The sequence below is a fragment of the Ancylobacter gelatini genome, assembly GCF_022601675.1.
Classification (GTDB): Bacteria; Pseudomonadota; Alphaproteobacteria; order Rhizobiales; family Xanthobacteraceae; genus Ancylobacter; species Ancylobacter gelatini.
Genome location: NZ_JAKVIL010000003.1, coordinates 159,791 through 184,968 on the forward strand (window position 1 = coordinate 159,791; position 25,178 = coordinate 184,968).

Annotated in this window: 18 protein-coding genes; 13 read left to right on the plus strand and 5 right to left on the minus strand. The window is 67.5% G+C overall.

Features of this window, described 5'->3' with window-relative positions; translation table 11 throughout:
• Positions 1 to 108 precede the first annotated feature (108 nt).
• The 6 genes from MKI84_RS06900 (at position 109) to MKI84_RS06925 (ending at position 13,220) form a co-directional block, all read left to right on the plus strand.
• Entirely contained in the window at positions 109 to 1,308 is a 1,200-nt protein-coding gene (locus MKI84_RS06900; protein WP_241617852.1) for an efflux RND transporter periplasmic adaptor subunit, read from the plus strand.
• A 65-nt stretch (positions 1,309 to 1,373) separates the two neighbouring features.
• A complete protein-coding gene (locus MKI84_RS06905; protein WP_241617855.1) occupies positions 1,374 to 4,556 on the plus strand; it encodes an efflux RND transporter permease subunit in 3,183 nt (1,060 codons plus the stop codon).
• A gap of 231 nt (positions 4,557 to 4,787) precedes the next feature.
• A complete protein-coding gene (locus MKI84_RS06910; RefSeq protein ID WP_241617858.1) occupies positions 4,788 to 8,099 on the plus strand; it encodes a transglutaminase family protein in 3,312 nt (1,103 codons plus the stop codon).
• A gap of 205 nt (positions 8,100 to 8,304) precedes the next feature.
• Complete coding sequence (locus tag MKI84_RS06915; RefSeq protein WP_241617860.1) at positions 8,305 to 10,818, plus strand: circularly permuted type 2 ATP-grasp protein; 2,514 nt, start codon at positions 8,305 to 8,307, stop codon at positions 10,816 to 10,818.
• A complete protein-coding gene (locus tag MKI84_RS06920; RefSeq protein WP_241617863.1) occupies positions 10,815 to 11,777 on the plus strand; it encodes a transglutaminase family protein in 963 nt (320 codons plus the stop codon). Before MKI84_RS06915 ends, MKI84_RS06920 begins: the two co-directional genes overlap by 4 nt.
• A 96-nt stretch (positions 11,778 to 11,873) precedes the next feature.
• Positions 11,874 to 13,220 carry an AmpG family muropeptide MFS transporter gene (locus tag MKI84_RS06925; protein WP_241617865.1) on the plus strand — a complete coding sequence of 449 codons (1,347 nt, stop codon included), beginning with the start codon at positions 11,874 to 11,876 and terminating at the stop codon, positions 13,218 to 13,220.
• Between the two features lie 23 nt (positions 13,221 to 13,243).
• Here MKI84_RS06925 and recR read toward each other — a convergent pair whose 3' ends face one another.
• Complete coding sequence (gene recR / locus MKI84_RS06930; protein ID WP_241617867.1) at positions 13,244 to 13,849, minus strand: recombination mediator RecR; 606 nt, start codon at positions 13,847 to 13,849, stop codon at positions 13,244 to 13,246.
• A gap of 153 nt (positions 13,850 to 14,002) precedes the next feature.
• Between recR and MKI84_RS06935 the strand changes: the two genes are divergently transcribed.
• On the plus strand, positions 14,003 to 15,424 hold the full coding sequence (locus MKI84_RS06935; protein WP_425353814.1) for a sodium:proton antiporter: 1,422 nt from the start codon (positions 14,003 to 14,005) through the stop codon (positions 15,422 to 15,424).
• A gap of 16 nt (positions 15,425 to 15,440) precedes the next feature.
• Here the strand turns inward: MKI84_RS06935 and MKI84_RS06940 are convergent, their stop codons facing one another.
• From MKI84_RS06940 to MKI84_RS06950, 3 genes are all read right to left on the minus strand, one after another.
• Complete coding sequence (locus MKI84_RS06940; protein WP_241617872.1) at positions 15,441 to 15,962, minus strand: DUF3016 domain-containing protein; 522 nt, start codon at positions 15,960 to 15,962, stop codon at positions 15,441 to 15,443.
• Between the two features lie 35 nt (positions 15,963 to 15,997).
• Positions 15,998 to 17,617, minus strand: coding sequence for a phosphoenolpyruvate carboxykinase (locus MKI84_RS06945; protein WP_241617874.1), 1,620 nt, complete (start codon positions 17,615 to 17,617; stop codon positions 15,998 to 16,000).
• A gap of 223 nt (positions 17,618 to 17,840) precedes the next feature.
• Positions 17,841 to 18,593, minus strand: coding sequence for a HugZ family pyridoxamine 5'-phosphate oxidase (locus MKI84_RS06950; RefSeq protein ID WP_241617876.1), 753 nt, complete (start codon positions 18,591 to 18,593; stop codon positions 17,841 to 17,843).
• Between the two features lie 223 nt (positions 18,594 to 18,816).
• Here MKI84_RS06950 and MKI84_RS06955 point away from each other — a divergent pair, with 223 nt between their 5' ends.
• The 5 genes from MKI84_RS06955 to MKI84_RS06975 all read left to right on the plus strand — a co-directional run bounded on the left by MKI84_RS06955 (position 18,817) and on the right by MKI84_RS06975 (position 22,738).
• Positions 18,817 to 19,515, plus strand: a complete 699-nt coding sequence (locus tag MKI84_RS06955) for a response regulator transcription factor (RefSeq protein WP_241617878.1) — start codon at positions 18,817 to 18,819, stop codon at positions 19,513 to 19,515.
• A gap of 112 nt (positions 19,516 to 19,627) precedes the next feature.
• On the plus strand, positions 19,628 to 21,412 hold the full coding sequence (locus MKI84_RS06960; RefSeq protein WP_241618387.1) for a sensor histidine kinase: 1,785 nt from the start codon (positions 19,628 to 19,630) through the stop codon (positions 21,410 to 21,412).
• An 8-nt stretch (positions 21,413 to 21,420) separates the two neighbouring features.
• Complete coding sequence (locus tag MKI84_RS06965; RefSeq protein WP_241617880.1) at positions 21,421 to 21,900, plus strand: HPr kinase/phosphorylase; 480 nt, start codon at positions 21,421 to 21,423, stop codon at positions 21,898 to 21,900.
• Between the two features lie 146 nt (positions 21,901 to 22,046).
• The gene (locus tag MKI84_RS06970; RefSeq protein ID WP_241617882.1) at positions 22,047 to 22,448 is read left to right on the plus strand and encodes a PTS sugar transporter subunit IIA; all 402 of its coding nucleotides are present in this window, start codon (positions 22,047 to 22,049) and stop codon (positions 22,446 to 22,448) included.
• A 2-nt stretch (positions 22,449 to 22,450) separates the two neighbouring features.
• Positions 22,451 to 22,738 (plus strand): HPr family phosphocarrier protein, encoded by a 288-nt coding sequence (locus MKI84_RS06975; RefSeq protein WP_241617884.1) that lies wholly within the window; start codon positions 22,451 to 22,453, stop codon positions 22,736 to 22,738.
• 11 nt (positions 22,739 to 22,749) lie between these two features.
• Here MKI84_RS06975 and MKI84_RS06980 read toward each other — a convergent pair whose 3' ends face one another.
• Positions 22,750 to 23,526, minus strand: a complete 777-nt coding sequence (locus MKI84_RS06980; RefSeq protein ID WP_241617886.1) for a DUF1353 domain-containing protein — start codon at positions 23,524 to 23,526, stop codon at positions 22,750 to 22,752.
• 179 nt (positions 23,527 to 23,705) lie between these two features.
• Here MKI84_RS06980 and ahcY point away from each other — a divergent pair, with 179 nt between their 5' ends.
• Positions 23,706 to 25,112 (plus strand): adenosylhomocysteinase, encoded by a 1,407-nt coding sequence (gene ahcY, locus MKI84_RS06985; protein ID WP_241617889.1) that lies wholly within the window; start codon positions 23,706 to 23,708, stop codon positions 25,110 to 25,112.
• Positions 25,113 to 25,178 lie beyond the last annotated feature (66 nt).

A 25,178-nucleotide genomic window follows, 5' to 3' on the forward strand; every position in this document is an offset into this window, starting at 1 on the left:
GCGCCGGTATATTTCGCGCAGGAGAATGGTTCCGAGTCAGAGTGGTTCCTGGTCATGGGGTGTGAGATGGGTCCGGATGCGCGTCAGACGGTGTTGCGACGCGGTTGGATGGGCGTTGCGGCCGTTGCCGGCCTTTCCCTCGTGCTGGCCGCCTGCGGCGACAAGAACGAGTATGTCGCGCCCCCGCCGCCCAAGGTCTCCGTTACGTCGCCGGTGAAGCAGGACGTCACGCGCTATCTCGACCTCACCGGCAATACCGCCTCGGTGGGCGAGATCGATCTCGTGGCGCGGGTCGAGGGCTTCCTCGACGCCATCAACTACACCGATGGCGCGCAGGTGAAGAAGGGCACGCAGCTGTTCCTGATCCAGCAGGACACCTACAAGGCCAATCTCGACCAGGCCAAAGCACAGCTCGCCTCGGCGCAGGCGCAGTACACCAACGCCCAGACCGAATATGGCCGCCAGTCGACGCTCGGCCAGCAGGACTTCTCCTCGCAGGCGGTGGTCGATCGCTCGCGGGCGACGATGGAGCAGGCCAAGGCCGCCGTCGACGAAGCGGCGGCAAATGTCGAGATCGCCACCATCAACCTGGGCTACACTCAGGTGACCGCGCCGTTCGACGGCATCGTCACCCGGCATCTGGCCGATGTCGGTCAGCTGGTCGGCCATGCCGAGCCCACCAAGCTCGCCACGCTGATCCAGATGAACCCGATCTATGCCTATTTCAACCTGAGCGAAAATCAGGTGCTGCGCATCAAGCAGGCGCTGGCGGCGACCGGGCGCACGATCGAGCAGATACACGAGATCGAGATCGACATCGGCCTGCAGAACGAGGGCGACGAATACCCCCACAAGGGCAAGCTCGACTACGCTGCCCCGCAGATCGACCCGTCCACCGGCACGCTGCTGGCGCGCGCGGTGTTCGACAATGACAAGACGGAGCTGCTGCCGGGCCTGTTCGTCCGGGTGCGCGTCCCGGTCCAGCATCTGCCGGGTGCGTTGCTGGTCGATGCCACGGCGATCGGCTCGGGCCAGCAGGGCAGCTATGTGCTGGTGCTCGGCAAGGACAATGTGGTCGAGCAGAAGATCGTGACCCTCGGCCAGCTTCACGGTCGGCTGCGGGTGATCGAATCCGGCCTGTCCGCCGACGACAAGGTGATCGTCGGCGGTATCCAGCGCGCGGTGCCGGGCGCGAAGGTGGATCCCGAAGAGGTGGCGCCGCCACCCGCGCCTCCCGCCGAGGCCGCTCCGACGGTCACGACGCCTTCTGCCGCGACGCCTCCCGCAGCGACCCCGGCCAAACCCTAAGAACCAACCCGGCCGCGCGCCGGTTCTCCTGAGCCAACGGTCAGCCCGAACCGAAAGTCCGATTCATGATCTCCCGCTTCTTCATCGAACGGCCGGTTCTGTCCAACGTCCTCGCGCTGGTGTTCGTGCTCATCGGCACGGTGGCGCTGCTCAATCTTCCGGTGGCGCAATATCCTAATGTCGTGCCGCCGACGGTGCAGGTGACCACGCTCTATCCCGGCGCGAGCGCCCGCACGCTGGTCGATACCGTCGCCCTGCCCATCGAGCAGCAGGTGAACGGCGTCGAGGGCATGCTCTACATGCAGTCCACCAGCGCCAGCGACGGCACCTACACGCTTACCATCACCTTCGCCATCGGCACGGATCCCGATTTCGCGCAGGTTCTGGTGCAGAACCGGGTCGCCATCGCCATGTCGTCGCTGCCGCAGGCGGTGCAGGTGCAGGGCGTGACCACGCAGAAGAAATCGACCTCGATCCTGCAATTCGTCACGCTCTATTCCCCGGACGGGCGCTATGACAGCCTGTTCCTCGCCAATTACGGCGTCATCAACCTGCAGGACGAGATCGCCCGTCTCAACGGCGTCGGTAATGTCAGCGTGTTCGGCGCCGGCCAGTACGCCATGCGCGTCTGGCTCAATCCCGACCAGCTCCAGGCGCGCGGGCTGACGCCCCAGCAGGTGATCGATTCCATCCAGCAGGAGAGCCAGGAAGTCGCCTCCGGCATGATCGGCATGCCGCCCATGCCCAAGGGCCAGGACTTCCAGTTCACGCTGAACATCGCAGGCCGGCTCGACGAGGCGGCGGATTTCGAGAACATCATCGTCAAGGTCGACAACGCCAATGGCGGCCAGATCACGCGGGTGCGCGACGTCGGCCGGGTCGAGCTCGGCGCCCAGACCTACAGCCAGAAGTTCACCTTCAACGGCCAGCCGGCCGCCGCGCTCGGCATCTACCAGCTTCCCGAGGCCAATTCGCTGCAGGTCGCGCAGGAAGTGCGCAACAAGATGGCCCAACTCGCCAAGAACTTCCCGCCGGGTCTCGCCTACCAGGTTCCGTTCGACACGACCGTCTTCGTCAACGCATCGGTGACGGAGGTCTACAAGACGCTGTTCGAGGCCGGCATACTGGTGCTGGTGGTCATCCTCGTCTTCCTGCAGGACTGGCGGGCGACGCTGGTGCCGGCGACCACGGTTCCGGTCACCATCATAGGCTCCTTCGCCGCCATGTCGGCGATGGGCTTCACGGTGAACCTGTCCACCCTGTTCGCCATCGTGCTCGCCATCGGCATCGTGGTCGACGACGCCATCGTGATCGTGGAAGGCGTGGCACGTCATATCGAGCGCGGCCTGCCGGGTCGCGCGGCGGCCGAGAAGGCGATGGACGAACTGCTCGGGCCGATCATCGGCATCACGCTGGTGCTGATGTCGGTGTTCATCCCGGCGGCCTTCATGCCGGGCCTGACCGGCCAGCTTTACCAGCAGTTCGCCCTCGTCATCGCCGCCACCGCCTTCATCTCGGCGATCAACGCGATGACGCTCAAGCCGACGCAGTGCGCGCTGTGGCTGCGCAAGCCGGTGCCGCCGGAGGAGCGTAACTTCTTCTACCGCGGCTTCAACGCGGTCTATGACCGGGCCGAGCACTGGTATGCCGGCCTCATCCGGCGCATGGTTCATGTCAGCTACCTGACCGTGACCGTGGCCCTCGTGCTGATCGGCGTCGCGATGTGGGGCCTCACCCGGGTGCCGACGGCGTTCCTGCCGACCGAGGATCAAGGCTATGTGCTGATCGGCGCGCAACTGCCCGACGCCGCCTCGCTGGAGCGCACCAACGAGGTGATGGCGCGCATCTCCAAGATCGCGTCCGACACGCCGGGCGTCGAGAACGTGATCGCCATTTCCGGCATCTCGGTGCTGGACAACAACGCCACCCTGCCCAATGCCGGCGTCGCCTATGTCATCCTCAAGGGCTGGGACGAGCGCGACAAGGCCGGGCAGGGCCTGCTGGAGATCTACACCTCGCTCAACAAGGCGCTGGAAGCGGAGCAGGACGCGATCACCTTCGTGCTGGTTCCCCCGCCGATTCAGGGCATCGGCAATGCCAGCGGATTCACCATGATGGTGGAATCCAAGAATGGCAGCTTCGATTTCTCCGAACTGCAGGCGGCGACCCAGCAGGTGGTGACCAATGCCGGCGCGCAATCGGCGCTGCAGCGGCTGAACACCTCGTTCCGCGCCGACGTGCCGCAATATTTCCTGTCGATCGACCGCATCAAGGCGGAAACGCTCGGCGTGACCGTCGGGCAGGTCTTCTCCACCATCCAGGGTTATATCGGGTCGAGCTACGTCACCCAGTTCAACCAGTTCGGCCAGACCTTCCAGGCCTATATCCAGGCTGAATCCGAGTTCCGCCGCACGCCCGAGCAGGTGCTGAACCTCAAGATCCGCACCCCGGCCGGCGAGATGGTGCCGATCGGCACGCTGGCGGAAGTGAAGCCGGTCTTCGGCCCCTCGCTGATCACGCTCTACAACCTCTATCCGGCGGCCACCATCGTCGGCGGCGCTGCCCAGGGCTTCTCCTCGGGGCAGGCCCTCGACATCATGGGCCAGGTCGCCACCAAGACCCTGCCGCCGGGCATGGACTATGAGTGGAGCGCGATGTCCTATCAGGAAGAGGTCGTCGGCAACGAGATCTACTACGTGTTCGGCCTCGCCATCCTGCTGGTCTATTTCGTGCTCGCCGGCCAGTATGAGAGCTGGATCCAGCCGCTCTCGGTGCTGCTGGCGGTGCCGCTCGCCCTGCTCGGCACGGTGGGCGCGCTGACCGGGCTCGGCATCGCCAACAACCTCTACACCCAGATCGGCCTGATCCTCTTGATCGCGCTCTCGGCCAAGAACGCGATTCTTATCGTCGAGTTCGCGCGCGAGAAGCGGGCGGAGGGCATGGAGATCATGGATGCGGCGGTGGAGGCGGCACGGCTGCGTTTCCGCCCGATCCTGATGACCTCCTTTGCCTTCATTCTGGGCGTGCTGCCGCTGGTGCTGGCGACCGGCGCCGGCGCCAATTCGCGCAAGTCGATCGGCATCGCGGTGTTCTCGGGCATGCTGGCCTCGACCTGCCTGGCCGTGCTGTTCGTGCCGTCCTTCTACACGGTGCTGCAGCGTTTCGAGGAATGGCGCGGCCGCAAGAAGACCCCCGCGGACCATGGCGCTCCCCTGCCGCCGGCGGGCGAGCCGACCCCGGCGCCGTGAGCCTCCGCCTGAATAAGCAGCAGAATTCCGCGACAATGGCAGCGGCATGGTGCTTAATCAGGCGGCCACGCGACGCCGGTGGCAAGGCCGCGCCGCGACGTAACGGTAAACCATGCGGCATGAATCCTGCGTCCATTCGACAGCGCGCCGGGAAACTTCTTCCGTTCCCCCGGTCCGCCCGCCTAAGCTGTTTGCCTCGCGCGGTGGTTCCGTTCTTTCCAGTTGGTGCCTATGACCATTTTCGCCAGCCTGCATCACGTCACGGCCTACACGTATGATCGCCCGATCACGCTCGGCCCACAGATCATCCGGCTGCGCCCAGCGCCGCATTGCCGGACACCGGTGCAGAGCTATTCGCTCAAGGTCACGCCCTCGAACCATTTCGTGAACTGGCAGCAGGATCCGTTCGGCAACTGGATGGCGCGTTTCGTCTTTCCCGAGCCGGTGACGGAGTTCCGCATCGAGGTCGACCTGATCGCGGACATGACGGTCTATAATCCGTTCGACTTCTTCATCGAGGAATATGCCGAGAAGCTGCCCTTCGCCTACCCGACGGATCTCGCCAAGGAGCTGATTCCGTATCTGGAGAAGGAGGAGGGCGGGCCGCTGCTCGACGCCTATGTCGAGAAATGGCGCCCCAAGGCCGGCGCGCCCACTGTCGACTTCCTCGTCGAGCTGAACCAGAACCTCCAGCACGACGTGAAATACCTCATCCGCATGGAGCCCGGCGTCCAGAAGCCGGACGAAACGCTGTCGCTCGCCGCCGGTTCCTGCCGCGATTCCGGCTGGCTCCTCGTGCAGATCCTGCGCCGGCTCGGTCTCGCCGCGCGCTTCGTCTCGGGCTATCTGATCCAGCTCAAGCCCGATGTGAAGGCACTGGACGGCCCCACCGGCACCGAGGTGGACTTCACCGACCTGCACGCCTGGTGCGAGGTCTATCTGCCCGGCGCCGGCTGGATCGGGCTCGATCCGACCTCCGGTCTTCTGTGCGGCGAGAGCCATCTGCCGCTCTGCGCCACGCCCAATTACGTTTCGGCAGCGCCCATCACCGGCGGCTTCACCGCCGAGGAGGGCACCGAAACGAGCTTCGAATTCGACATGCGGGTGACCCGCGTCGCCGAGAAGCCGCGCGTCACCCTGCCGTTCTCCGATGATGCCTGGGCCGCGCTCGACGCGCTCGGCGACCGGGTGGATGCCGACCTTGCGGCGCAGGACGTGCGCCTGACCATGGGCGGCGAGCCGACCTTCATCTCGATCGACGACTACCAGAGCGCGGAGTGGAACACCTCCGCCGTCGGTCCGACCAAGCGCATGCGCGCCGACGACCTGGTGCGCCGCCTGCGCAAGCGCTTCGCGCCCGGCGGCATGCTGCATTATGGCCAGGGCAAGTGGTATCCGGGCGAGAGCCTGCCGCGCTGGACCTTCTCGCTCTACTGGCGCAAGGACGGCAAGCCGATCTGGCGCGACCCCAGCCTGATCGCCCTTGAGGCGCAGAACTCCGCCAAGATCAAGGAGGCCGAGGCCTTCACCGCCAATCTCGCCGAGCGTCTCGGCCTGGCAAGCGGCTATGTCGAGGCCGCCTATGAGGACCCGGCGCACTGGATCCTCAAGGAAAGCGACCTGCCGGACAATGTCGATCCGCTCGATTCCAAGCTGGAGAACCCGGAAGAGCGCGCCCGCTTCAGCCGCGTTTTCGAGCGCGGCCTCGGCAAGCCGAGCGGCTATGTGCTGCCGATCCAGCGCTGGCAGGCGCGGGCGCAGCGCGGCTGGGTCAGCGAGAAGTGGAGCTTTCGGCGCGGCAAGCTGTTCCTCATGCCCGGCGACAGCCCGGTCGGCTACCGGCTGCCGCTGGCCAGCCTGCCCTGGGTGCCGCCGGCCGCCTATCCCTACATCAACCCCGCCGACCCGATGACCATCACCGGCGAATTGCCGGATGTGGAGGTGCTGCACCAGCTCTATCGCCGCTCGGCGTCGGATGAGGGCCACCAGGAGAAGGTGGAGCAGGTGCTCACCGGCACGGGTTCGGTGCGTACCGCGCTGTCGGTGGAGCCGCGCGACGGCCGGCTCTGCGTGTTCATGCCGCCGACCGAGCGGCTGGAGGATTATCTGGAGCTGCTCGCCGCCATCGAGGTCACGGCCGCCGAGCTCAAACTGCCGGTGCACATCGAAGGCTACACCCCGCCGGTCGACCCGCGGCTCAACGTGATCCGCGTCGCGCCCGATCCGGGCGTGATCGAGGTCAACGTCCATCCGGCGTCGAACTGGAAGACCTGCGTCGAGATCACCCGCGACCTCTACGAGGAAGCGCGGCTGTCGCGGCTCGGCACTGAGAAGTTCATGGTGGACGGGCGCCACACCGGCACCGGCGGCGGCAACCATGTGGTGGTCGGCGGCGCGATGCCGGCGGACAGCCCGTTCCTGCGCCGGCCGGACCTGCTCAAGAGCCTCGTCACCTACTGGCAGCGCCATCCCTCGCTGTCCTATCTGTTCTCCGGTCTGTTCATCGGCCCGACCTCGCAGGCCCCGCGCATCGACGAAGCGCGCCACGACAGCCTGTACGAACTGGAGATCGCGCTCGCCAACGTGCCGCCGCCGGGCGTCGGGCAGGCGCCCCCGCCCTGGCTGGTCGACCGGCTGTTCCGCAACCTGCTGACCGACGTCACCGGCAACACCCACCGCTCGGAAATCTGCATCGACAAGCTGTTCTCGCCGGACGGACCGACCGGCCGGCTCGGCCTCGTCGAGTTCCGCTCCTTCGAGATGCCGCCGGACTGGCGCATGAGCCTTGCGCAGCAATTGCTGCTGCGCGCGCTCATCGCCTGGTTCTGGCGCGAGCCGCAGGAAGGCAAGCTGTCGCGCTGGGGCACGGCGCTGCACGACCGCTTCATGCTGCCGCACTTCGTGTGGGCGGACTTCATGGACGTGCTGCACGACCTCGGCCGCGCCGGCTACCGCGTCGATCCGATATGGTTCGAGGCGCAGCGCGAGTTCCGCTTCCCCTATTTCGGCCAGGTGGAATATGGCGGGGTCTCGCTGGAGATCCGCCAGGCGCTGGAGCCGTGGCATGTCATGGGCGAGGAAGGGGCGATCGGCGGCACGGTGCGCTTCGTCGATTCCTCGGTGGAACGCCTGCAGGCCCGCGTCGAGGGCCTCAACCCGACCCGCCACATCGTCACCTGCAACGGACGGCGCCTGCCACTGATCCCGACCGGACGCTTCGGCGAATATGTCGCGGGCGTGCGCTTCAAGGCGTGGCAGCCGGCCTCGGGCCTGCACCCGACGGTTCCCGTGCATGCCCCGCTGACCTTCGACATCGTGGATCTGTGGTCCAACCGTTCGCTGGGCGGCTGCGTCTATCATGTCGCGCATCCGGGCGGGCGAAACTACGATACGTTCCCGGTGAATTCCTACGAGGCGCAGGCCCGCCGTCTGGCGCGGTTCCAGCATTTCGGCCACACGCCGGGCTATCTGTTCGTGCCGGCCGAGGAGCCGAGCGGGGAGTTTCCCGCCACGCTCGACCTGCGGCGTCCGCCAGGCGTGTGAGGCCGTACGCGTGAGGCTGGACGGCCCGGGGCGGTAAGCCCGGCATGTGCCTGACGATGATTTTGCCAGGACGGCGGGGGCAGCGCGCGCCGGCCGTCCTGGCTTTCTGTTTCGCCGCGCCGGGGCGCCGGGCAGCGGAAACTCTCGTGGATTTTCGGGCGACCCTGCTTGCGCCGGACCCTTTCGGGCGCGCATAGAGGACGGTATGGCTGGACGCATTGACCCTCAGGCGCTGACGCGCCGCTTCGAGGCGGAGGCGGTGGACGCGCTGCTGGCGGGTTATCAGCCGCTCCCGGGCGTTCACGACGAACTGGTCGCTGCCGACGGCACCCCGCGCGCGCACTGGACGTCGATGCTGGCGGCTCTGGCCGAGATGGGCGTGGACGAGGTCAACCGGCGCTTCGCCGCCGCCGACCGCCACCTCTACCGTTCCGGCGTGTTCTACCGCGTCTATGACGATCCCGGCGGCGGGGAGCGGCCGTGGCCGCTCTCGCATCTGCCGCTGCTGATCGATGAGGTGGAGTGGCGCGCGCTGGAGCGCGGGCTTATCCAGCGCGCCCAGCTGCTGGAGGGCGTGCTTTCAGACCTTTACGGCGAGGGCCAGCTGGTGCGGTCCGGTGCCCTGCCGGCCGCTGCCGTCACCGGCTCCCCGGACTTCCTGCGGCCCATGGTCGGTGTCGATCCCCATGGCGGCAGCTTCCTGAAAATGTATGCGGCGGATATCGGCCGAGGCCCCGACGGCAATTGGTGGGTGCTCTCCGACCGCACGCAATCGCCCTCCGGCGCGGGCTATGCGCTCGAGAACCGGATCGCCATCGCCCGTGCGCTGCCGGACCTTGCCCGCGCGCTGAATGTCGAAAGGCTCGCCAGCTATTTCCAGGCGCTGCGCGCCAATCTCACCCGGCTTGACCGTTCCGGCGAGGGCCGGGTCGGGCTGCTCACCCCGGGCCCGCTCAACGAGACCTATTTCGAGCACGCCTATCTCGCGCGCTATCTCGGCTTCGTGCTGCTGGAGGGCGAGGACCTCACGGTGCGCGACAATGTGGTCTATGTGCGCACCGTCGCCGGTCTGAAGCGCGTCGACGTGCTGCTGCGCCGCCTCGACGCCGATTTCGCCGACCCGCTGGAGCTGAACCCGCGCTCGCATCTCGGCATTCCCGGGGTGGTGCAGGCGATCCGCGCCGGCGGCGTCGCCATGGTCAATGCGCTCGGCTCGGGCCTGATCGAATCCCCGGCGATGATGGGGTTCCTGCCCAAGCTCGGGCAGCGCGTGCTCGGCGAGGATCTGATCCTGCCCAATGTCGCCACCTGGTGGTGCGGGCAGGAGGCCGAGCGCGAGCGCGTGCTGGACACGCTTGAAGACCTCATCCTCGCCCCTGCTTTCCAGCGCCCGCTGCCGGGGCTGATGGAGGACGGCCCGGTCATCGGCGCCGACCTCTCCCCGGCGCGCCGCGCCGCGATCCAGAACGCCATCCGCACCCGGGGCATCGACATTGTCGGGCAGGAAGCGGTGCGCATGTCGACCATGCCGGTCTGGGTGAACGGCCGGCTGGAGCCGCGCCCCTTCATCCTGCGTATTTTCGTTACCGCGACGGATAATGGCTGGAAGGTGATGCCCGGCGGTTTCTGCCGCGTCTCGGATAGGCTCGACGCCCGCGCCGTGACCATGCAGCGCGGCGGGCGCTCGGCCGATGTGTGGGTGCTGGACGAGAATCCGGTCGAGCAGATCACGCTGCTGCCGCCCGCCGACCGCGTGGAAATCCGCCGCCAGACCGGCCCGCTGCCGAGCCGGGCGGCCGACAATTTCTTCTGGCTCGGGCGCTATGTCGAGCGCGCGGAGACCACGCTGCGGCTGCTGCGCACGCTGGTCGGGCGGCTGTCCTCCTCCACCGAAGGCGGCGGGCAGTCCGTCGAAAAGCTGCTCGGCCTGCTTCAGGCCTGGGGCGCGGTGCCGGCGGACCTCGCGCGCGGCAAGCCGGCGCGCCACGCGCTGGCGGCGCTGTCGCGGCGCGATTTGCCCGGCGCCTTGCCCAACCTCATCGAGAATGCCCGCCACACAGCTTCCGTGATCCGCGACCGGCTGTCCCCCGACGCCTGGCGCACGCTGGCCGATCTCGCGGTGCTCGTCGCCGAGCCGGTGCCGCCCGGCAGCGCGGAAACCGACGCCTATGAGCGCTCCGACCGCGCACTGCGCGGGCTCGCGGCGTTCTCCGGCCTCGCCTCCGAGAACATGAACCGGCTTGCCGGCTGGCGTTTTCTCGACCTCGGCCGGCGCATCGAACGCGCCATCGCCACCTGCCGCTTCGCCCGCGCGCTGGTCGGCGAGGCGCCGACCGCGAGCACGCTCGACGTGCTGCTGGAGCTGTGCGACAGCCAGATCACCTATCGCTCGCGCTATGTGATGACCGAAAGTCGCGCCCCGGTGCTCGACCTCGTGCTGCTGGATCCGGTCAATCCGCGCTCGCTGGCGTTCCAGATCGACTGCCTGCTGGAGCATCTCGACACGCTGCCCGGTCACCATGCCGAAGAGCCGCCCCCGCCGGAGGAGCGGGTGGCGGCGCGGCTGTCGGCGGCGATGAAGGCGTTCAGCGCCAACGAATTCGACGATGCGCGGCTGCGCGAGATCGAGGCCGGGCTTATGGAGTTGTCGAACGACGTCGCCGAGCGCTATTTCATCCACCGCCAGCCGGTGGAGACGCCCTGGGACTTCCTGGCATGATGTACGACATTCTTCAGACGACGTCCTATCGCTACGCCTATCCGGTGCCGGTGGCCCGCCATGTCGTGCGCATGGTTCCGGTCGACCAGAGCGGCCAGCGTGTCATCGTCAGCCATTTCGCGGTGGAGCCCGAGCCGGTGGAATGGCGGGAAGAGCGGGACTTCTTCGGCAACAAGGTGGTGCATATCCGCATCGAGACCGCCCATACCAGCTTCGTCGTGCGTACCAGCGCCCGGGTGGTGGTGGAAGCCGGGCCGTTGCACGATCCGCTGTCCAGCCCGGCCTGGGAGGCGGTGCGCGAGGCGGCCTTCACCTGCGCCGATATCGGCCCGAGCTCGCCGGCCCATCACCTGTTCGCGAGCCCGGCCGTGCCACTCAGCGCGCCGATCACCAAATGGGCGGCCAGGAGCTTTCCGCCGGGGCGCCCGATGCTGGAGGGTGCGATCGACCTGATGAACCGGCTGCACGAGGAATTCACCTATGATTCCCGCGCCACCGACGTCTCGACCCCCCCGCTGGAAGCTTTCGAGATGCGGGCCGGGGTTTGCCAGGATTTCGCGCATATCATGATCGCGGGCCTGCGCGGCCTCGGCCTGCCGGCGGCCTATGTCAGCGGCTTCCTGCGTACGGAGCCCCCGCCCGGCAAGGAGCGGCTGCAGGGCGCGGATGCCACCCATGCCTGGGTTTCGGTGTGGTGCGGGGAGGATATCGGCTGGCAGGGGCTCGACCCGACCAATGCGCTGGTGGTCGCGACCGATCATGTCGTGCTGGCCCATGGCCGCGACTATTCCGATGTCGCCCCGATCGGCGGCGTGCTGTTCGGCTCGGGCCGGCAGAAGCTGTCGGTGGCGGTGGACGTGATCCCGGTGGTGGAGAAGCCCGTGCTGGGGGAGGCCGCGCGCGCGGCGCGTTCCGGCCCGGTCACGCCGGCCTCCGGTGGCGCGCCGGCGAAGAGCTGAGGCCGCCATCTCCCGCGCCGCTCGCGACAGGGCTGGCGTTGCGGGCTACAGATGGGCGATCCTCCTGGCGAATCGCTCCCGGATGAACCTGTTGCCATGACCGACGCCACCCGACGCGCCGATGCCGAAGCTGACGGCCTGCTGGCGAGCCTTGCGGTCTATCTGCGCCCGCGCGTGCTCATCGTCATCCTGCTCGGCTTTTCCTCCGGCCTGCCGCTGGCGCTCTCGGGCGCCACGCTCACCATCTGGATGGCCGAGGCCAAGGTGAACCTCGCCACCATCGGCCTGTTCGCGCTGGTCGGCGTTCCCTACAATTTCAAGTTCGTCTGGGCACCGCTGGTCGATGCGCTCGACGTGCCGCTGCTCGGGCGCTGGCTGGGGCGGCGGCGCGGCTGGCTGGTGTTCACCCAGCTCCTGCTTGCGCTCGCCGTGGTCTGGCTCGGATTCCAGGATCCGGTGAACGCGCCCTGGCACGTCGCGCTCGGCGCGCTGCTGGTCGCCACCGCTTCCGCCACGCAGGACATCGTGGTCGACGCCTTCCGCGTCGAGAGCCTGGAGGTGCGCGAGCAGGCCGCCGGCATGGCGGGCTATGTCGCGGCCTATCGCGTCGGCATGCTGGCCTCGGGCGCCGGCGTGGTGCTGCTGGTGGCGTGGTTCGAGGTGCTGGGCGTGCCGCGGGCCGATGTCTGGGGCTGGGGTTATGTCTGCGCGGCGCTGATGGTCGGGGTCGGGCTCATCGCGTCGCTGCTGGCGAAGGAACCGGCGGGCGCGGACCCGGTGAAGCACGACGTGCCGGTGCTCAAGCGCATCGCGCAGACGGCGGTCGGGGCCTTTGGCGAGTTCCTCTCGCGGCGCAGCGCGATCGCGATCCTGCTGTTCGTGGTGCTGTACAAGTTTTGCGATGCCTTTGCCGGCGTGCTGACCGGCGCCTTCGTCATCGATATCGGCTTCGACAAGGCGGCCTATGCCGGCATCGTCAAGGGTGTGGGCTTCGCCAGCGCGCTGATCGGCGGCTTTGCCGGCGGGCTGATCGCCCGGGCGCTGCCGCTGTCCACCAGCCTGTGGGTCGGCGGCCTGCTGCAGATGGCCTCGAACCTTGCCTTCTCCTGGCAGGCCTGGATGGGGGTGAGCCTGCCCGCGCTCACCGCGACCATCATCGTCGAGAATTTCACCGGCGCCATCGGCACGGTGATCTTCGTCGCCTATATTTCGGCGCTGTGCGGCGACCGCGCCCACACCGCGACCCAATATGCGCTGCTGACCGCGCTGGCGGCGGTGGGGCGCACCTTCCTCGCCTCGGGCGCCGGATTCATCGCGCAATCGACCGGCTGGATGACGTTCTTCGCCATCACCGCCGTCGCCGCGCTGCCGGGCCTCGCACTGCTGGCCTATCTCCAGGCCCGCGGCCATTTCCGCGAGCTGGCGGGCGGGGCGAAGGGTTAGGCGCGCCGGCCCTCTCCTGCGGCCTAGAGGCTCGTTCGCGCCCGGATCGCCGCCGCCAGCGTGCCCTCGTCGAGATAGTCGAGTTCGCCACCGACCGGCACGCCATGGGCGAGGCGGGTGACCTTCACGCCGGTTTCGCGCAGCAATTCGGTGATGTAGTGGGCGGTCGTCTGGCCATCCACCGTGGCGCCGAGCGCCAGCAGCACCTCGCCGGTGCCCTCCCGGTTCACCCGCGCGAGGAGGCTGGCGACGTTGAGGTCGTCCGGGCCGATGCCATCGAGCGGCGAGAGCGTGCCGCCGAGCACGTGATAGCGCGCGCTCACCGCGCCGGAGCGCTCCAGCGCCCAGAGGTCGGCGACGTCGGCCACCACCACCAATATGCCGGCCTCGCGCGTCTCGTCCGCGCAGACCGAGCAGGGCGAGCGCACGTCGAGATTGCCGCAGACCTGGCAGGTGGTGATCTTGGCCAGCACCTCATCCATGGCGCCGGCGAGCGGCGCCATCAGCGATTCGCGCTTCTTGATGAGATGCAGCGCCGCCCGCCGGGCCGAGCGGGGCCCGAGCCCCGGCACGCGGGCCAGAAGCTGGATCAGGCGTTCGATTTCGGGTCCGGCGACGGCGCGGCGCATCTTTTCCTCGGATAAAGGGGCCAAGTCCAAGCTCTAGCCCAGAGGCTCGGCGAGCGCCATGGCTTCGCATCGGCATCAGCGCGGACGGGTTTTGCTCGACAGGAGAGAGGGGGGTTGCTACCCGGAAACGGCACATGAAGGGGGAACATGTCGATGAGGAAAGTCCTGCCGTTGACGGCCGCCATTGTCCTTGCCGGGCTGATGCCGGCGCAGGCCGCCGAAGGAGCCGGACTGGACGGCACCACCCTGTCGCTGCTGTGGGGCATTCCCTTCGCCGGCATGCTGTTGTCGATCGCGCTGTTCCCGCTGCTGCTCCCGCATTTCTGGCATCACCATTACGGCAAGGTGGCCCTGGTCTGGGGTCTGGCGGTCCTCGTGCCCTTCGTGGCGTTCCAGGGCGCGGACGTCGCGATCTATGAGGTGGTGCACGCCGCGCTGCTGGAATACATCCCGTTCATCATCCTGCTGTTCGCGCTGTTCACCATTTCCGGCGGGATCCTGCTGAGCGGCAATCTCCATGGCAGCCCGGCGGTGAACACGCTGCTGCTCGCCATCGGGACGGTGCTCGCCAGCATCATCGGCACCACCGGCGCCTCGATGGTGCTGATCCGCCCGCTGCTGCGCGCCAATGACAACCGGCGCCACAACGTCCACACCGTGGTGTTCTTCATCTTCCTGGTGTCGAACATCGGCGGCTCGCTGACCCCGCTCGGTGATCCGCCGCTGTTCCTGGGCTTCCTGAAGGGTGTCGACTTCTTCTGGACCACGCAGCATTTGTTTCACGACACCGCGCTGATCGCCGCGATCCTGCTCGCGGTGTTCTATTTGCTGGACCGCTATTTCTACGGCAAGGAAGAGGGGATGCCGAGCAAGGCCGACCCGACCCCGGACACCGAATCGCTGCGTCTGCTCGGCCTGCGCAACATTCCGCTGCTCGGCGGTGTCATCGCGGCCATTCTGATGAGCGCGCTGTGGAAGCCCGGTATCGAGTTCAACATCGCCGGCACCCATCTGCCGCTGCCCTCGCTGGCGCGGGACGTGACGCTGCTGGTGCTCGCCGGCATTTCGGTCTGGGTTACCCCGGCCTTCATCCGCGAACGCAACGGCTTCGACTGGGAGCCGATCCGCGAGGTCGCCAAGCTGTTCGCGGCGATCTTCCTCACCATCATCCCGGTGATCGCCATCCTCAAGGCCGGGCCGGACGGCGTGCTCGCACCGCTGGTGGCGCTGGTGACGGACGAAAATGGCGGGCCGGTCAATGCCGGCTATTTCTGGATGACCGGCCTGCTCTCCGGCTTCCTCGACAACGCGCCGACCTATCTGGTGTTCTTCAACCTCGCCGGCGGCGACGCGCAGGAACTGATGAGCCGCTATGCGGTGACGCTGGAGGCGATCTCGGCGGGCGCGGTGTTCATGGGCGCGCTGACCTATATCGGCAACGCGCCGAACTTCATGGTGCTGGCCATCGCCAAGAGTCGCGGCGTCAATATGCCGAGCTTCTTCGGCTACATGGCGTGGTCCGGCGTGTTCCTGCTGCCGTGTTTCGCCCTGCTCACCTGCCTGTACTTCCTGTGAGCGCAGGCGTTGCCGTTCAGCCCGCGGGCTGGGCGGCGACGCGTTTGGAGAAGCGCCTGGCGAACCAGTCGGCGAGCATCGCCTTCTCGAAGCGCAGCCGGTCGTCGGAGCGGATGGCGATCGGGTCCATCAGGTAATTGACCTTGAGGACCCGCTCCTCGCCCTGCGCGACGATCCGCCCGTTGCGGCGCAGCGTGGTGCGCAGGCGCATCTGCGGCCAGGTGTCCTGCCGCATCACCCGCAGCGTGCCGGTGCGCGAGCGCAGCGGGTCGATCTTGCCGGCGAGGTCGATGTCGAGCACCTCGATATCGAGGTCAGTGCCGGCCGGGACATGGCGGTCGGCGAGGCGAAGCATGATGCGCTCCAGCCCTTCCAGCGTGAGGCGCTGGTCCACCGGCCCCCAGGTGAGGTTGCCGTCGGTATAGGTCTGCGGGGCGATGAAGCTGACGCGCGTCGCGGCGTGCGCGGTGGCGAGTCCGAAGGCGGGAAGCAGCAGGGCGGCGAGCGTGGCCGCCCCGCACAGGCGTCGACCGGTCATGAGGGCCTCCTGTGGTGCAGGAGGCCAGCCTTGCATCATTCCGCCGCGATAGCCATGCGCGGCTGCGCATGGCGGACATCCTCGTCCACCGCGGGCTCGAAGCGCGCGAAATTATCGCTGAACAGCGTGACGAGGCGGCGGGCGGTCATCGCGTAGTCCATGCGGCTGGCCCAGGCCCGCGCGGGGTCGAGCAGGCGCGGCTCCACGCCCTCCACCGCGGTCGGCACCGCAATGCCGAAATGCGGGTCGGTGCGGTATTCGGCATCGATCAGGGAGCCGTCGAGCGCGGCGCCGACCAGCCGGCGCGTGGTCTCGATCGGCATACGGCGGGCGCTGGCATCGCCGGCCTTGCCGCCGGTCCAGCCGGTATTCACCAGCCAGCATTCCACGCCGTGCTCGGCCACGAGGTCGCGCAGCAGGTTGCCGTAGACCGAGGGGTGACGCGGCATGAACGGGGCGCCGAAACAGGCGGAGAAGGTGGCCTGAGGCTCCTTCACGCCGGCTTCCGTGCCCGCCACCTTGGCGGTGTAGCCGGAGAGGAAATGATACATGGCCTGCGCCGGGGTGAGCCGTGCGATCGGCGGCATGACGCCGAAGGCGTCGCAGGTCAGCATCACGATGTGGCGCGGAATGCCGCCGAGCCCGTCGGTACGGGCATTGGCGATGAAGTCCAGCGGATAGGCGGCGCGGGCGTTCTCGGCCAGCGCGGCACTGTCGAAGTCCGGCACGCGGCTCTCGCCGTCGAGCACGACATTCTCCAGGACGGTGCCGAAATGCCGGGTCGCGGCGAAAATCTGCGGCTCGCTGTCGGCGGAGAGGCGGATGGTCTTGGCGTAGCAGCCGCCCTCGATATTGAAGACGCCCTCCCGGCTCCAGCCATGCTCGTCATCGCCGATCAGCGCGCGGGCGGGGTCGGCGGAGAGCGTGGTCTTGCCGGTGCCGGACAGGCCGAAGAACAGGGCGACATCGCCCTGCTCGCCCATATTGGCCGCGCAGTGCATCGGCAGCACGCCGCGCTCGGGCAGTACGTAGTTGAGATAGCCGAACACCGATTTCTTCATCTCGCCGGCATAGGCGGTGCCGCCGATCAGGATCAGGCCGTTGGCATAGTCGCAGGCGATGACGGTCGATGAGCGCGTGCCGTGCTTTTCCGGCTCGGCCCGGAAGGCTGGAGCGCACATGATGGTGAGCTGCGGGGCAAAGCCCGGCAGGTCGGCGCCGGCGGGGCGGCGGAGCAGGGTGCGGATGAACAGCGAATGCCAGGCATGCTCGGTGAACACCCGCACATTCAGCCGCTGCGCCGGGTCGGCGCCGGCATGAAGGTCCTGCGCGAACAGGGTGCGGCCGCCGGCATGGGCGAGGAAATCCGCCTTCAGCGCCTCGAAGTTCTCGCGGGACATGGCATTGGAGTTGTCCCACCAGACCGTCTCTTCCGTCGTCTCGTCGCGGACGATGAAGCGGTCGGCCGGGCTGCGGCCGGTATGAGCGCCGGTCTCGGCGGAGAGTGCGCCGGAATCGGAGAGCCGGGCTTCTCCGCGCGCGATGGCGCGCTCATAGAGGGCGGGCTCGGTGAGATTCCAGAACACCTTGCCGCTGCCGGAAAGGCCGGAAGCCTCGGCGCCGTGGTTCGGGTTGCGTGTGCCGGTTTCCTGCACGGGCAGCTCCTTCAGGTTACGCGATACTGTTGCGCGCCACCCTGGAGGAGGTATCGGGCGATTTGGCTGAGATTCCGGGTCGGAACTGTGGCCAAAGCACGCCATGCGCGTGGCCGCATTAACCTCCCGCGAAAGTTAAGGAACCGGTAAGGATTGCCTGGCGTGACCGGGCCGGGCCGGATTCAGGCGGTCATCCCCGCCTTCCACATGCGCCGGCCGCGCCTTACGCCGCCTTATGCCGCGCCTTCGCGGCGAGCTCGACCAGAACCGCGCGCAATTCGCCGCTGCTTTCGATCCGGCGCCCGAAGTCGATCCGGCGCGCCAGTTCCCCGGACATGAGGTCGCAGCCTTCCGGGTCGAGCCCTGTTAGCCGCCACCCGCCGGCGGGGGCGCCCAGCAGGGCGGTCGCGTAGAGCGCGACGGCGTCGGCGTGGTCGGCGTTCATATGAGCGATGGCGCTCTCTTCGGCGCCAACCAGTTCGTCCGCCCCGTCGAGCGGGGTCAGGAACGCACCTGCGTCCAGGTCGAGGATGCGCCCGAATCCGGCGACCAGATGCGCGCTTTCCAGCGTGATCGCGTAGAAGGCGAAGTCGCGAAAGCCGGCAAAGCCGGTGGCGTCGGGATGGCGGGCGAGGAAACGCCGGCGCGCGAGCTCCTGGTCGGGCGCGGCCGCGATCCGCCCTTTCAGGCTCACGCGCGAGCCCTGCAATTCGTCGCCGAGCCGTCGCTCGTCGAGCATGAGGGAGACGCGCGGATCGCCCTTGAGATTGCGGGTGTGGCGGGCAAGTCCGGAGAGCAGCAGTACCGGCGATCCGTCCGGCAGGGTCGCGACCTGCACCAGCGAGGCGTAGGGATGGCCATCGGCCTCCAGCGTCGCAAGCGCTCCGGTGCGCGCCTCGCGCAGCAGCCGCTTCACCGCGCCTGCCGCGTAAAATTCGCCCGCCGCATCGAATTCGCCTGCCTCCGCGCCACTCATCGCCCGTGCTCCCGCCGCTGCGATCCTTGCTCCGACCCTGTTCAGGTGGGGCCGGTGGCGGTCCGGCGTCAAGGCCGCTGGGGACGGCGGCACGCCCGCGTTGGCTATGTGCCTAAAAACGCGCTATTTTCGCTCGACTCGTCTTGCGTGTCACATTATGGCCACGCCGGCACGGTTCACCGCACTGTGCGCCACGACCGCCGCCGAACCAGAAAGTGTTGAGATGCCGACCATCGCTCTCGTCGACGACGACCGCAATATCCTCACCTCCGTCTCGATCGCCCTCGAATCCGAAGGCTACCGGATCCAGACCTATACGGATGGCGCTACCGCCCTCGACGGTTTCAAGACCAATCCGCCCGACCTCGCCATCTTCGACATCAAGATGCCGCGCATGGACGGGATGGAACTGCTGCGCCGCCTGCGCCAGAAGAGCGACATGCCGGTGATCTTCCTCACTTCCAAGGACGACGAGATCGACGAATTGTTCGGCCTCAAGATGGGCGCGGACGACTTCATCAAGAAGCCGTTCTCCCAGCGCCTGCTGGTCGAGCGCGTCAAGGCGGTGCTGCGCCGCTTCGCACCCAAGGACGGCACCGCCCCGCGCGAGACCGACAGCGCCAAGGTGCTGGAGCGCGGCCTGCTGCGCATGGACCCCGAGCGCCATACCTGCACCTGGAAGGGCGAGAACGTCACGCTCACCGTGACCGAGTTCCTGATCCTGCAGGCGCTCGCCACCCGCCCGGGGGTGGTGAAAAGCCGCAACGCGCTGATGGATGCGGCCTATGACGATCAGGTCTATGTCGACGATCGCACCATCGACAGCCACATCAAGCGGCTGCGCAAGAAGTTCAAGGTAACGGATGACAGCTTCGAGATGATCGAAACGCTGTATGGTGTCGGCTACCGCTTCAAGGAGTGAGCGCTCGTTGCTCGATCCCGATTCCACCCGCGGCGTGACCGACGAGGAAATGCCGCCGGAACAGGGCGGCACAGCCGCGCAGGCGCCCCGCAAGGCCGGACGGCTCGCCGGGATGCTCGGCGCGCTCCGGCGCGCGCGCAATTTCGTCGCGTTCAAGAGCTTTTCCAGCCTGCGGCGGCGCATCGTCCTGCTCAACCTCGCGGGCATGGTGGCGCTGGTTTCCGGCATTCTCTACCTCTCCGAATTCCGCGCCGGCCTGATCGATGCCCGGGTTCAGAGCCTTCTGGTGCAGGGCGAGATCATCGCCGCCGCCATTGCCGGCTCGGCGCAGGTCGAGACCAATGCCATCACCATCGACCCCGAGCGGCTGCTGGAGCTTCAGGCCGGCGAGAGCTACGGGCCGGGCGAGGATGGCTTCGCGCCGCTGGAATTCCCGATCAATCCCGAACGCGTCGCCCAGGTGCTCAAGCGCCTCGTCGAGCCGACCGGCACCAATGCCCGCATCTATGACCGCGACGGCGGGCTGCTGCTGGATTCGCGCTCGCTCTATTCCAAGGGCGAGATCCTCCGCTTCGAGATGGCCCCGCCGACCGAGCGACGGCCGAACTGGTTCGAGAAGACCTGGAACCGGCTGAAGCTCTGGTTCGAGCGCGGCGACCTGCCGCTCTACAAGGATCTCGGCCCCAATAACGGCAAGGGCTATGCCGAGGTCGCGGACGCCCTAAAGGGACGCAACGCCTATTCGGTGCAGGTGAACGAGCGGGGGCAGGTCATCGTCTCGGTGGCGGTGCCGGTGCAGCGCTTCCGCGCCATTCTCGGCGCGCTGCTGCTCTCCACCCATAGCGGGGAAATCGAGGAGGCGGTGACGGCGGAGCGCCTCGTCATCGTGCGCGTGTTCCTTGTCGCCATGGCGGTGATGGTGGTGCTGTCGCTGCTGCTCGCCGGCACCATTGCTGGTCCGGTCCGCAAGCTGGCGGATGCCGCCGAGCGGGTGCGGCGCCGGACGCGCTCGCGGGTCGAGATTCCCGATTTCACCCGCCGCTCCGACGAGATCGGCCACCTGTCCGGCGCGCTGCGCGACATGACCGATGCGCTGTATTCGCGCATCGAGGCGATCGAGCGGTTCGCCGCCGACGTCTCGCACGAATTAAAGAATCCGCTGACCTCGCTGCGCTCGGCGGTGGAGACGCTGCCGCTGGCGAAGTCCGACAACTCACGCGGGCGGCTGCTGGAGGTCATCCAGCACGATGTGAAGCGGCTCGACCGGTTGATCACCGACATCTCCGACGCCAGCCGCCTCGATGCGGAACTGCAGCGCCAGGAGGCCGAGCCGGTCGACCTGATGCGGCTGCTGACCGCGGTGGCGGGCGTGCATAATGATGTGGTGCGCGGCGATGGCTGCGTGGTGAAGCTGACCTTCGATCCGCCCGGCGGTGGGGTGGCCTTCGTGGTGCCGGGTCATGATTCACGGCTCGGCCAAGTGTTCAACAATTTGATCGACAATGCCCGCTCCTTCTCGCCCAAGGGCGGGCAGGTGCACGTTACCTGCCGCCGCCTCAAGGATGAGGTCGAGGTGACGGTGGAGGATGACGGGCCGGGCATTCCGGACCACGCGCTGAACCGCATCTTCGAGCGCTTCTACACCGACCGGCCGGAGGAACAGGGCTTCGGCCAGAATTCCGGCCTCGGTCTTTCCATCTCGCGGCAGATCATCGAGGCCCATGGCGGGCGCATCTGGGCCGAAAACCGCCCGGTCGAGGCCGCGCCGCCCAAGCCGGTGCGCAAGCGCGCCAGCCGGGCCAAGGCCGCCGAGGCCGAACCCAGGCCGCAGGCGCGTGAGCCGGAGCCCCGCCTCTCCGGCGGCGCGCGGTTCATCGTCCGGCTGCCGGCGGCGTGAGGCTCGCCATGCCGTCAGCCGCCCCCAGCATTCACGCGTCCTGCGTGCGGGTAGGGGAGGCGGGCGTGCTCATTCGCGGCGCGCCGGGCGCGGGCAAGTCGCGCCTTGCCTTCGCGCTGGTGCTGGCGGGAGGCGCGGGCATGGTGCCGCCGGTGCGCCTCGTCGCCGACGACCGGGTGCTGCTGGCGCGGCGCGGCGACCGGCTGTTCGCGAGCGCGCCGCAAAATCTCGCCGGCCTGATCGAGGTACGGGGCGCCGGTATCCGCCGCCTGCCCTTCCTGCCGGAGGCGGCGGTCGACCTCGTGGTCGACCTCGATGCCGGGGACGCCGCGCGCCTTCCTGCGGCTTCCGCCCGTTCCGTCGAGCTGGAAGGCATTGATATAAAAAGACTTTCAGCGCTCGGCTCGGGAGACGTTCTCCAGCAGGTGCTGGCGCTGCTGCTGACCTCGCCGAGCGATGAGGACAGGGTTTTCCCCCCTGCGGAGTGAGCTGTGGCTTTTTTCCGGCGGGACTTGCCATTCGTGTGCAGTGCAACGATGATGTCGGCCCTGCGCGCGGCGGTAGCGGGTACCGTTTCCCCGGCTGCGCCTCAAGCCAAGTTGGAGCCGTGCCCGCGGGTGCACGGCGGAGCAGAATGATCGGTCTCGTACTCGTCACCCACGGACACCTGGCCAGCGAGTTCCGCGCGGCGCTGGAACACGTCATGGGTCCCCAAACCCAGATCGAGGCCATCACCATCGGCCCCGACGACGATATCGAGCAGCGGCGGCAGGACATCGTCGATGCGGTGGCCGCGGTGAACACCTCCGATGGCGTCGTAATTCTCACGGACATGTTCGGCGGCACGCCCTCGAACCTCGCCATTTCGGTGATGAACGCCCCCGATATCGAGGTGCTCGCCGGCATTAATCTGCCGATGCTGGTCAAGTTGGCGACCGTGCGCGGAGAGGTCTCGCTGGCCGAGGCGGTGGCGCAGGCCCAGGAGGCCGGGCGCAAATACATCAACATCGCCAGCCGCGTTCTTGCGGGTAAGTAATCTTGGCGAGTGATCCGGTGCCGGCCCAGCGCGACCTCGTCATCTCCAACAAGCGCGGCCTCCACGCCCGCGCCTCCGCGAAATTCGTCCAGACCGTCGAGCGCTTCGACGCCGATGTGCGGGTTTCGCGCTGCGGGGAGACGGTGAGCGGCGCCTCGATCATGGGGCTGATGATGCTGGCCGCCGCGCTCGGCACCTCCATCCGCATCGAAGCCACCGGCCCGCAGGCGCAGGAAGCGGTCGACGCGCTCGACGCGCTGGTTTCCGACCGCTTCGGCGAAGGCGAGTAGCGGCGCTCTCCTCAGTAATTGGGGATGACGAAATCGGTGATGATCTTGCCTTTCGGCGGCGGCGCGGTTTTCTCCCGATCCGGTTCCAGCCGGCGCACCTGAACGGGCTCGGCGGACAACAGGAAGTCCCTCAGCGCCGGCGGCATCCCTTGCGCCGGCATATCCTTGAGCTGTCGTGTCGTCTTGTCGAGCACGGAGCCCTCGCCGGGGAGGTCGCACTCCGTTCCGGGCTTGCGGTTCCAGATCTTCCGCGCGGTCCAGCCGCGCACCGCCCGTGAAATGGCGGGGATGAACCGTTCGCTGTTCGGTGCGAGTCCGGCCTTGCGCAGCTCGACGGCGACTTCTTCCAGGATATCGGCCGTCTCGAGGAAGGTGTACGCGTCGCGCTGCTCGGGCGTGCCGCAGCGGTGCAGGTAGAAAAGCCAGTCATGGATGACGTAGGCCGGGCCCAGTCCCCAGGGGGAGAGCCCCGGCACTCCCTGAAGGACCTGCGGAATTGACCCGCCATCCGTATAGATGAGACCCGGTTTGATGGTCTTGTTTCCTGAGCTGCGGAAGGTGAGGGAATCGGTCCCCGGCCGGAAGATGAAACGGTTGTCCTTCGCCCATTCCACCGTGACGCGCCCCGACAGGCGCGGCGTGACCTTGACCGTCGGGTCGGGGGCGGGGGTCATGCGCCGCGCGGCGCTGCATGAAGCCGCCGTCACCGCGAGTGCCGCCGCGAGGGCGAGGCGTGAGACGATCTGCCGACACCTGCCGCGCCGGCCCGCTGCAATCCCCGCGCCCATCCCCGTCTCCCGTTCCCCTCGAAAAGGTGCGGTGAGTCGTCACTGCACGCAATGGGAGTGGCGGGTGCGGAGTGTCACATAAAGACATCTTTATATCGTTATTGTATTCCCGAGCGGGGGCTGCTATCACCCCGGCAGAAAAACTCGTCCGGGCAGAACAGGCAGCAAGGGAATCCATCATGGCCGTCGCCAGCGAATCCATCGTCAAAGACCTCAGCCTCGCCGCTTTCGGCCGCAAGGAGATCGATCTCGCCGAGACCGAAATGCCGGGCCTGATGGCGATCCGCGCCGAGTACGGCCCCTCGCAGCCGCTGAAGGGCGCGCGCATTGCCGGCTCGCTGCACATGACCATCCAGACCGCCGTGCTGATCGAGACGCTGAAGGCTCTCGGCGCGGATGTGCGCTGGGTGTCGTGCAACATCTTCTCGACCCAGGACCACGCCGCCGCCGCGATCGCCGCTGCCGGCATCCCGGTCTTCGCCTTCAAGGGCGAGACGCTGAAGGAGTACTGGGACTTCACCGCCAAGCTGTTCGACTGGCATGGCGGCGGCGTTCCCAACATGATCCTGGACGATGGCGGTGACGCCACCATGCTGGTGCATCACGGCCTGCGCGCCGAGAAAGGCGACACCGCCTTCCTCGACAAGCCGGAATCCGAGGAAGAGGAAATCTTCTTCGCGCTGATCAAGAAGCTGTTGGCCGAGAAGCCGAAGGGCTGGTTCGCCGAAGTCGCCGCCGCCATCAAGGGCGTCTCGGAAGAGACCACCACGGGCGTGCACCGTCTCTACAAGCTGGCCGAGCAGGACAAGCTGCTGTTCCCGGCGATCAACGTGAACGATTCGGTCACCAAGTCGAAGTTCGACAACCTCTATGGCTGCCGTGAATCGCTGGTCGACGCCATCCGTCGGGGCACCGACGTGATGCTGGCCGGCAAGGTCGCCTTCGTCGCCGGCTTCGGCGATGTAGGCAAGGGCTCGGCCGCCTCGCTGCGCCAGGCCGGCGCGCGCGTCATCGTCTCGGAAGTCGATCCGATCTGCGCGCTGCAGGCGTCGATGGAAGGCTATGAGGTCGCGACCATCGAGGACGCGTTCTCCCGCGCGGATATCTATGTGACCTGCACCGGCAACCGCGACATCATCACCGTCGAGCACATGCGGCAGATGAAGGACCGGGCGATCGTCTGCAACATCGGCCATTTCGACAATGAGATTCAGGTCGCGGGCCTGAAGAACTTCAAGTGGACCAACATCAAGCCGCAGGTCGACGAGATCGAGTTCCCGGGCGGCAGCCGCATCATCCTGCTGTCGGAAGGCCGCCTCGTGAACCTCGGCAACGCGATGGGCCATCCGTCCTTCGTGATGTCGTCCTCGTTCTCCAACCAGACGCTGGCGCAGATCGAGCTGTGGGCCAACCCCGGCAAGTATGACCGCAAGGTCTACACCCTGCCGAAGGTGCTGGACGAGAAGGTCGCCGCGCTGCACCTCGAAAAGCTGGGCGTGAAGCTCACCAAGCTGCGCCCCGAGCAGGCCGATTATATCGGCGTGCCGGTCGCCGGCCCGTTCAAGCCGGATCACTACCGCTACTGAGAGCGGCAGCCGGAACATCATGCAAAGGCCGGGCTCGTCCCGGCCTTTGTCGTTCTGGCGGGCGGC

What these genes read in the sequence shown, in the direction of transcription:
- MKI84_RS06900 (WP_241617852.1), top strand. Translation starts at nt 109, where the DNA reads ATGGGCGTTGCGGCCGTTGCCGGCCTTTCCCTCGTGCTGGCCGCCTGC.
- MKI84_RS06905 (WP_241617855.1), top strand. Translation starts at nt 1,374, where the DNA reads ATGATCTCCCGCTTCTTCATCGAACGGCCGGTTCTGTCCAACGTCCTC.
- MKI84_RS06910 (WP_241617858.1), top strand. Translation starts at nt 4,788, where the DNA reads ATGACCATTTTCGCCAGCCTGCATCACGTCACGGCCTACACGTATGAT.
- MKI84_RS06915 (WP_241617860.1), top strand. Translation starts at nt 8,305, where the DNA reads ATGGCTGGACGCATTGACCCTCAGGCGCTGACGCGCCGCTTCGAGGCG.
- MKI84_RS06920 (WP_241617863.1), top strand. Translation starts at nt 10,815, where the DNA reads ATGATGTACGACATTCTTCAGACGACGTCCTATCGCTACGCCTATCCG.
- MKI84_RS06925 (WP_241617865.1), top strand. Translation starts at nt 11,874, where the DNA reads ATGACCGACGCCACCCGACGCGCCGATGCCGAAGCTGACGGCCTGCTG.
- recR (WP_241617867.1), bottom strand. Translation starts at nt 13,849, where the DNA reads ATGCGCCGCGCCGTCGCCGGACCCGAAATCGAACGCCTGATCCAGCTT.
- MKI84_RS06935 (WP_425353814.1), top strand. Translation starts at nt 14,003, where the DNA reads ATGAGGAAAGTCCTGCCGTTGACGGCCGCCATTGTCCTTGCCGGGCTG.
- MKI84_RS06940 (WP_241617872.1), bottom strand. Translation starts at nt 15,962, where the DNA reads ATGACCGGTCGACGCCTGTGCGGGGCGGCCACGCTCGCCGCCCTGCTG.
- MKI84_RS06950 (WP_241617876.1), bottom strand. Translation starts at nt 18,593, where the DNA reads ATGAGTGGCGCGGAGGCAGGCGAATTCGATGCGGCGGGCGAATTTTAC.
- MKI84_RS06955 (WP_241617878.1), top strand. Translation starts at nt 18,817, where the DNA reads ATGCCGACCATCGCTCTCGTCGACGACGACCGCAATATCCTCACCTCC.
- MKI84_RS06960 (WP_241618387.1), top strand. Translation starts at nt 19,628, where the DNA reads ATGCTCGGCGCGCTCCGGCGCGCGCGCAATTTCGTCGCGTTCAAGAGC.
- MKI84_RS06965 (WP_241617880.1), top strand. Translation starts at nt 21,421, where the DNA reads ATGCCGTCAGCCGCCCCCAGCATTCACGCGTCCTGCGTGCGGGTAGGG.
- MKI84_RS06970 (WP_241617882.1), top strand. Translation starts at nt 22,047, where the DNA reads ATGATCGGTCTCGTACTCGTCACCCACGGACACCTGGCCAGCGAGTTC.
- MKI84_RS06980 (WP_241617886.1), bottom strand. Translation starts at nt 23,526, where the DNA reads ATGGGCGCGGGGATTGCAGCGGGCCGGCGCGGCAGGTGTCGGCAGATC.
- ahcY (WP_241617889.1), top strand. Translation starts at nt 23,706, where the DNA reads ATGGCCGTCGCCAGCGAATCCATCGTCAAAGACCTCAGCCTCGCCGCT.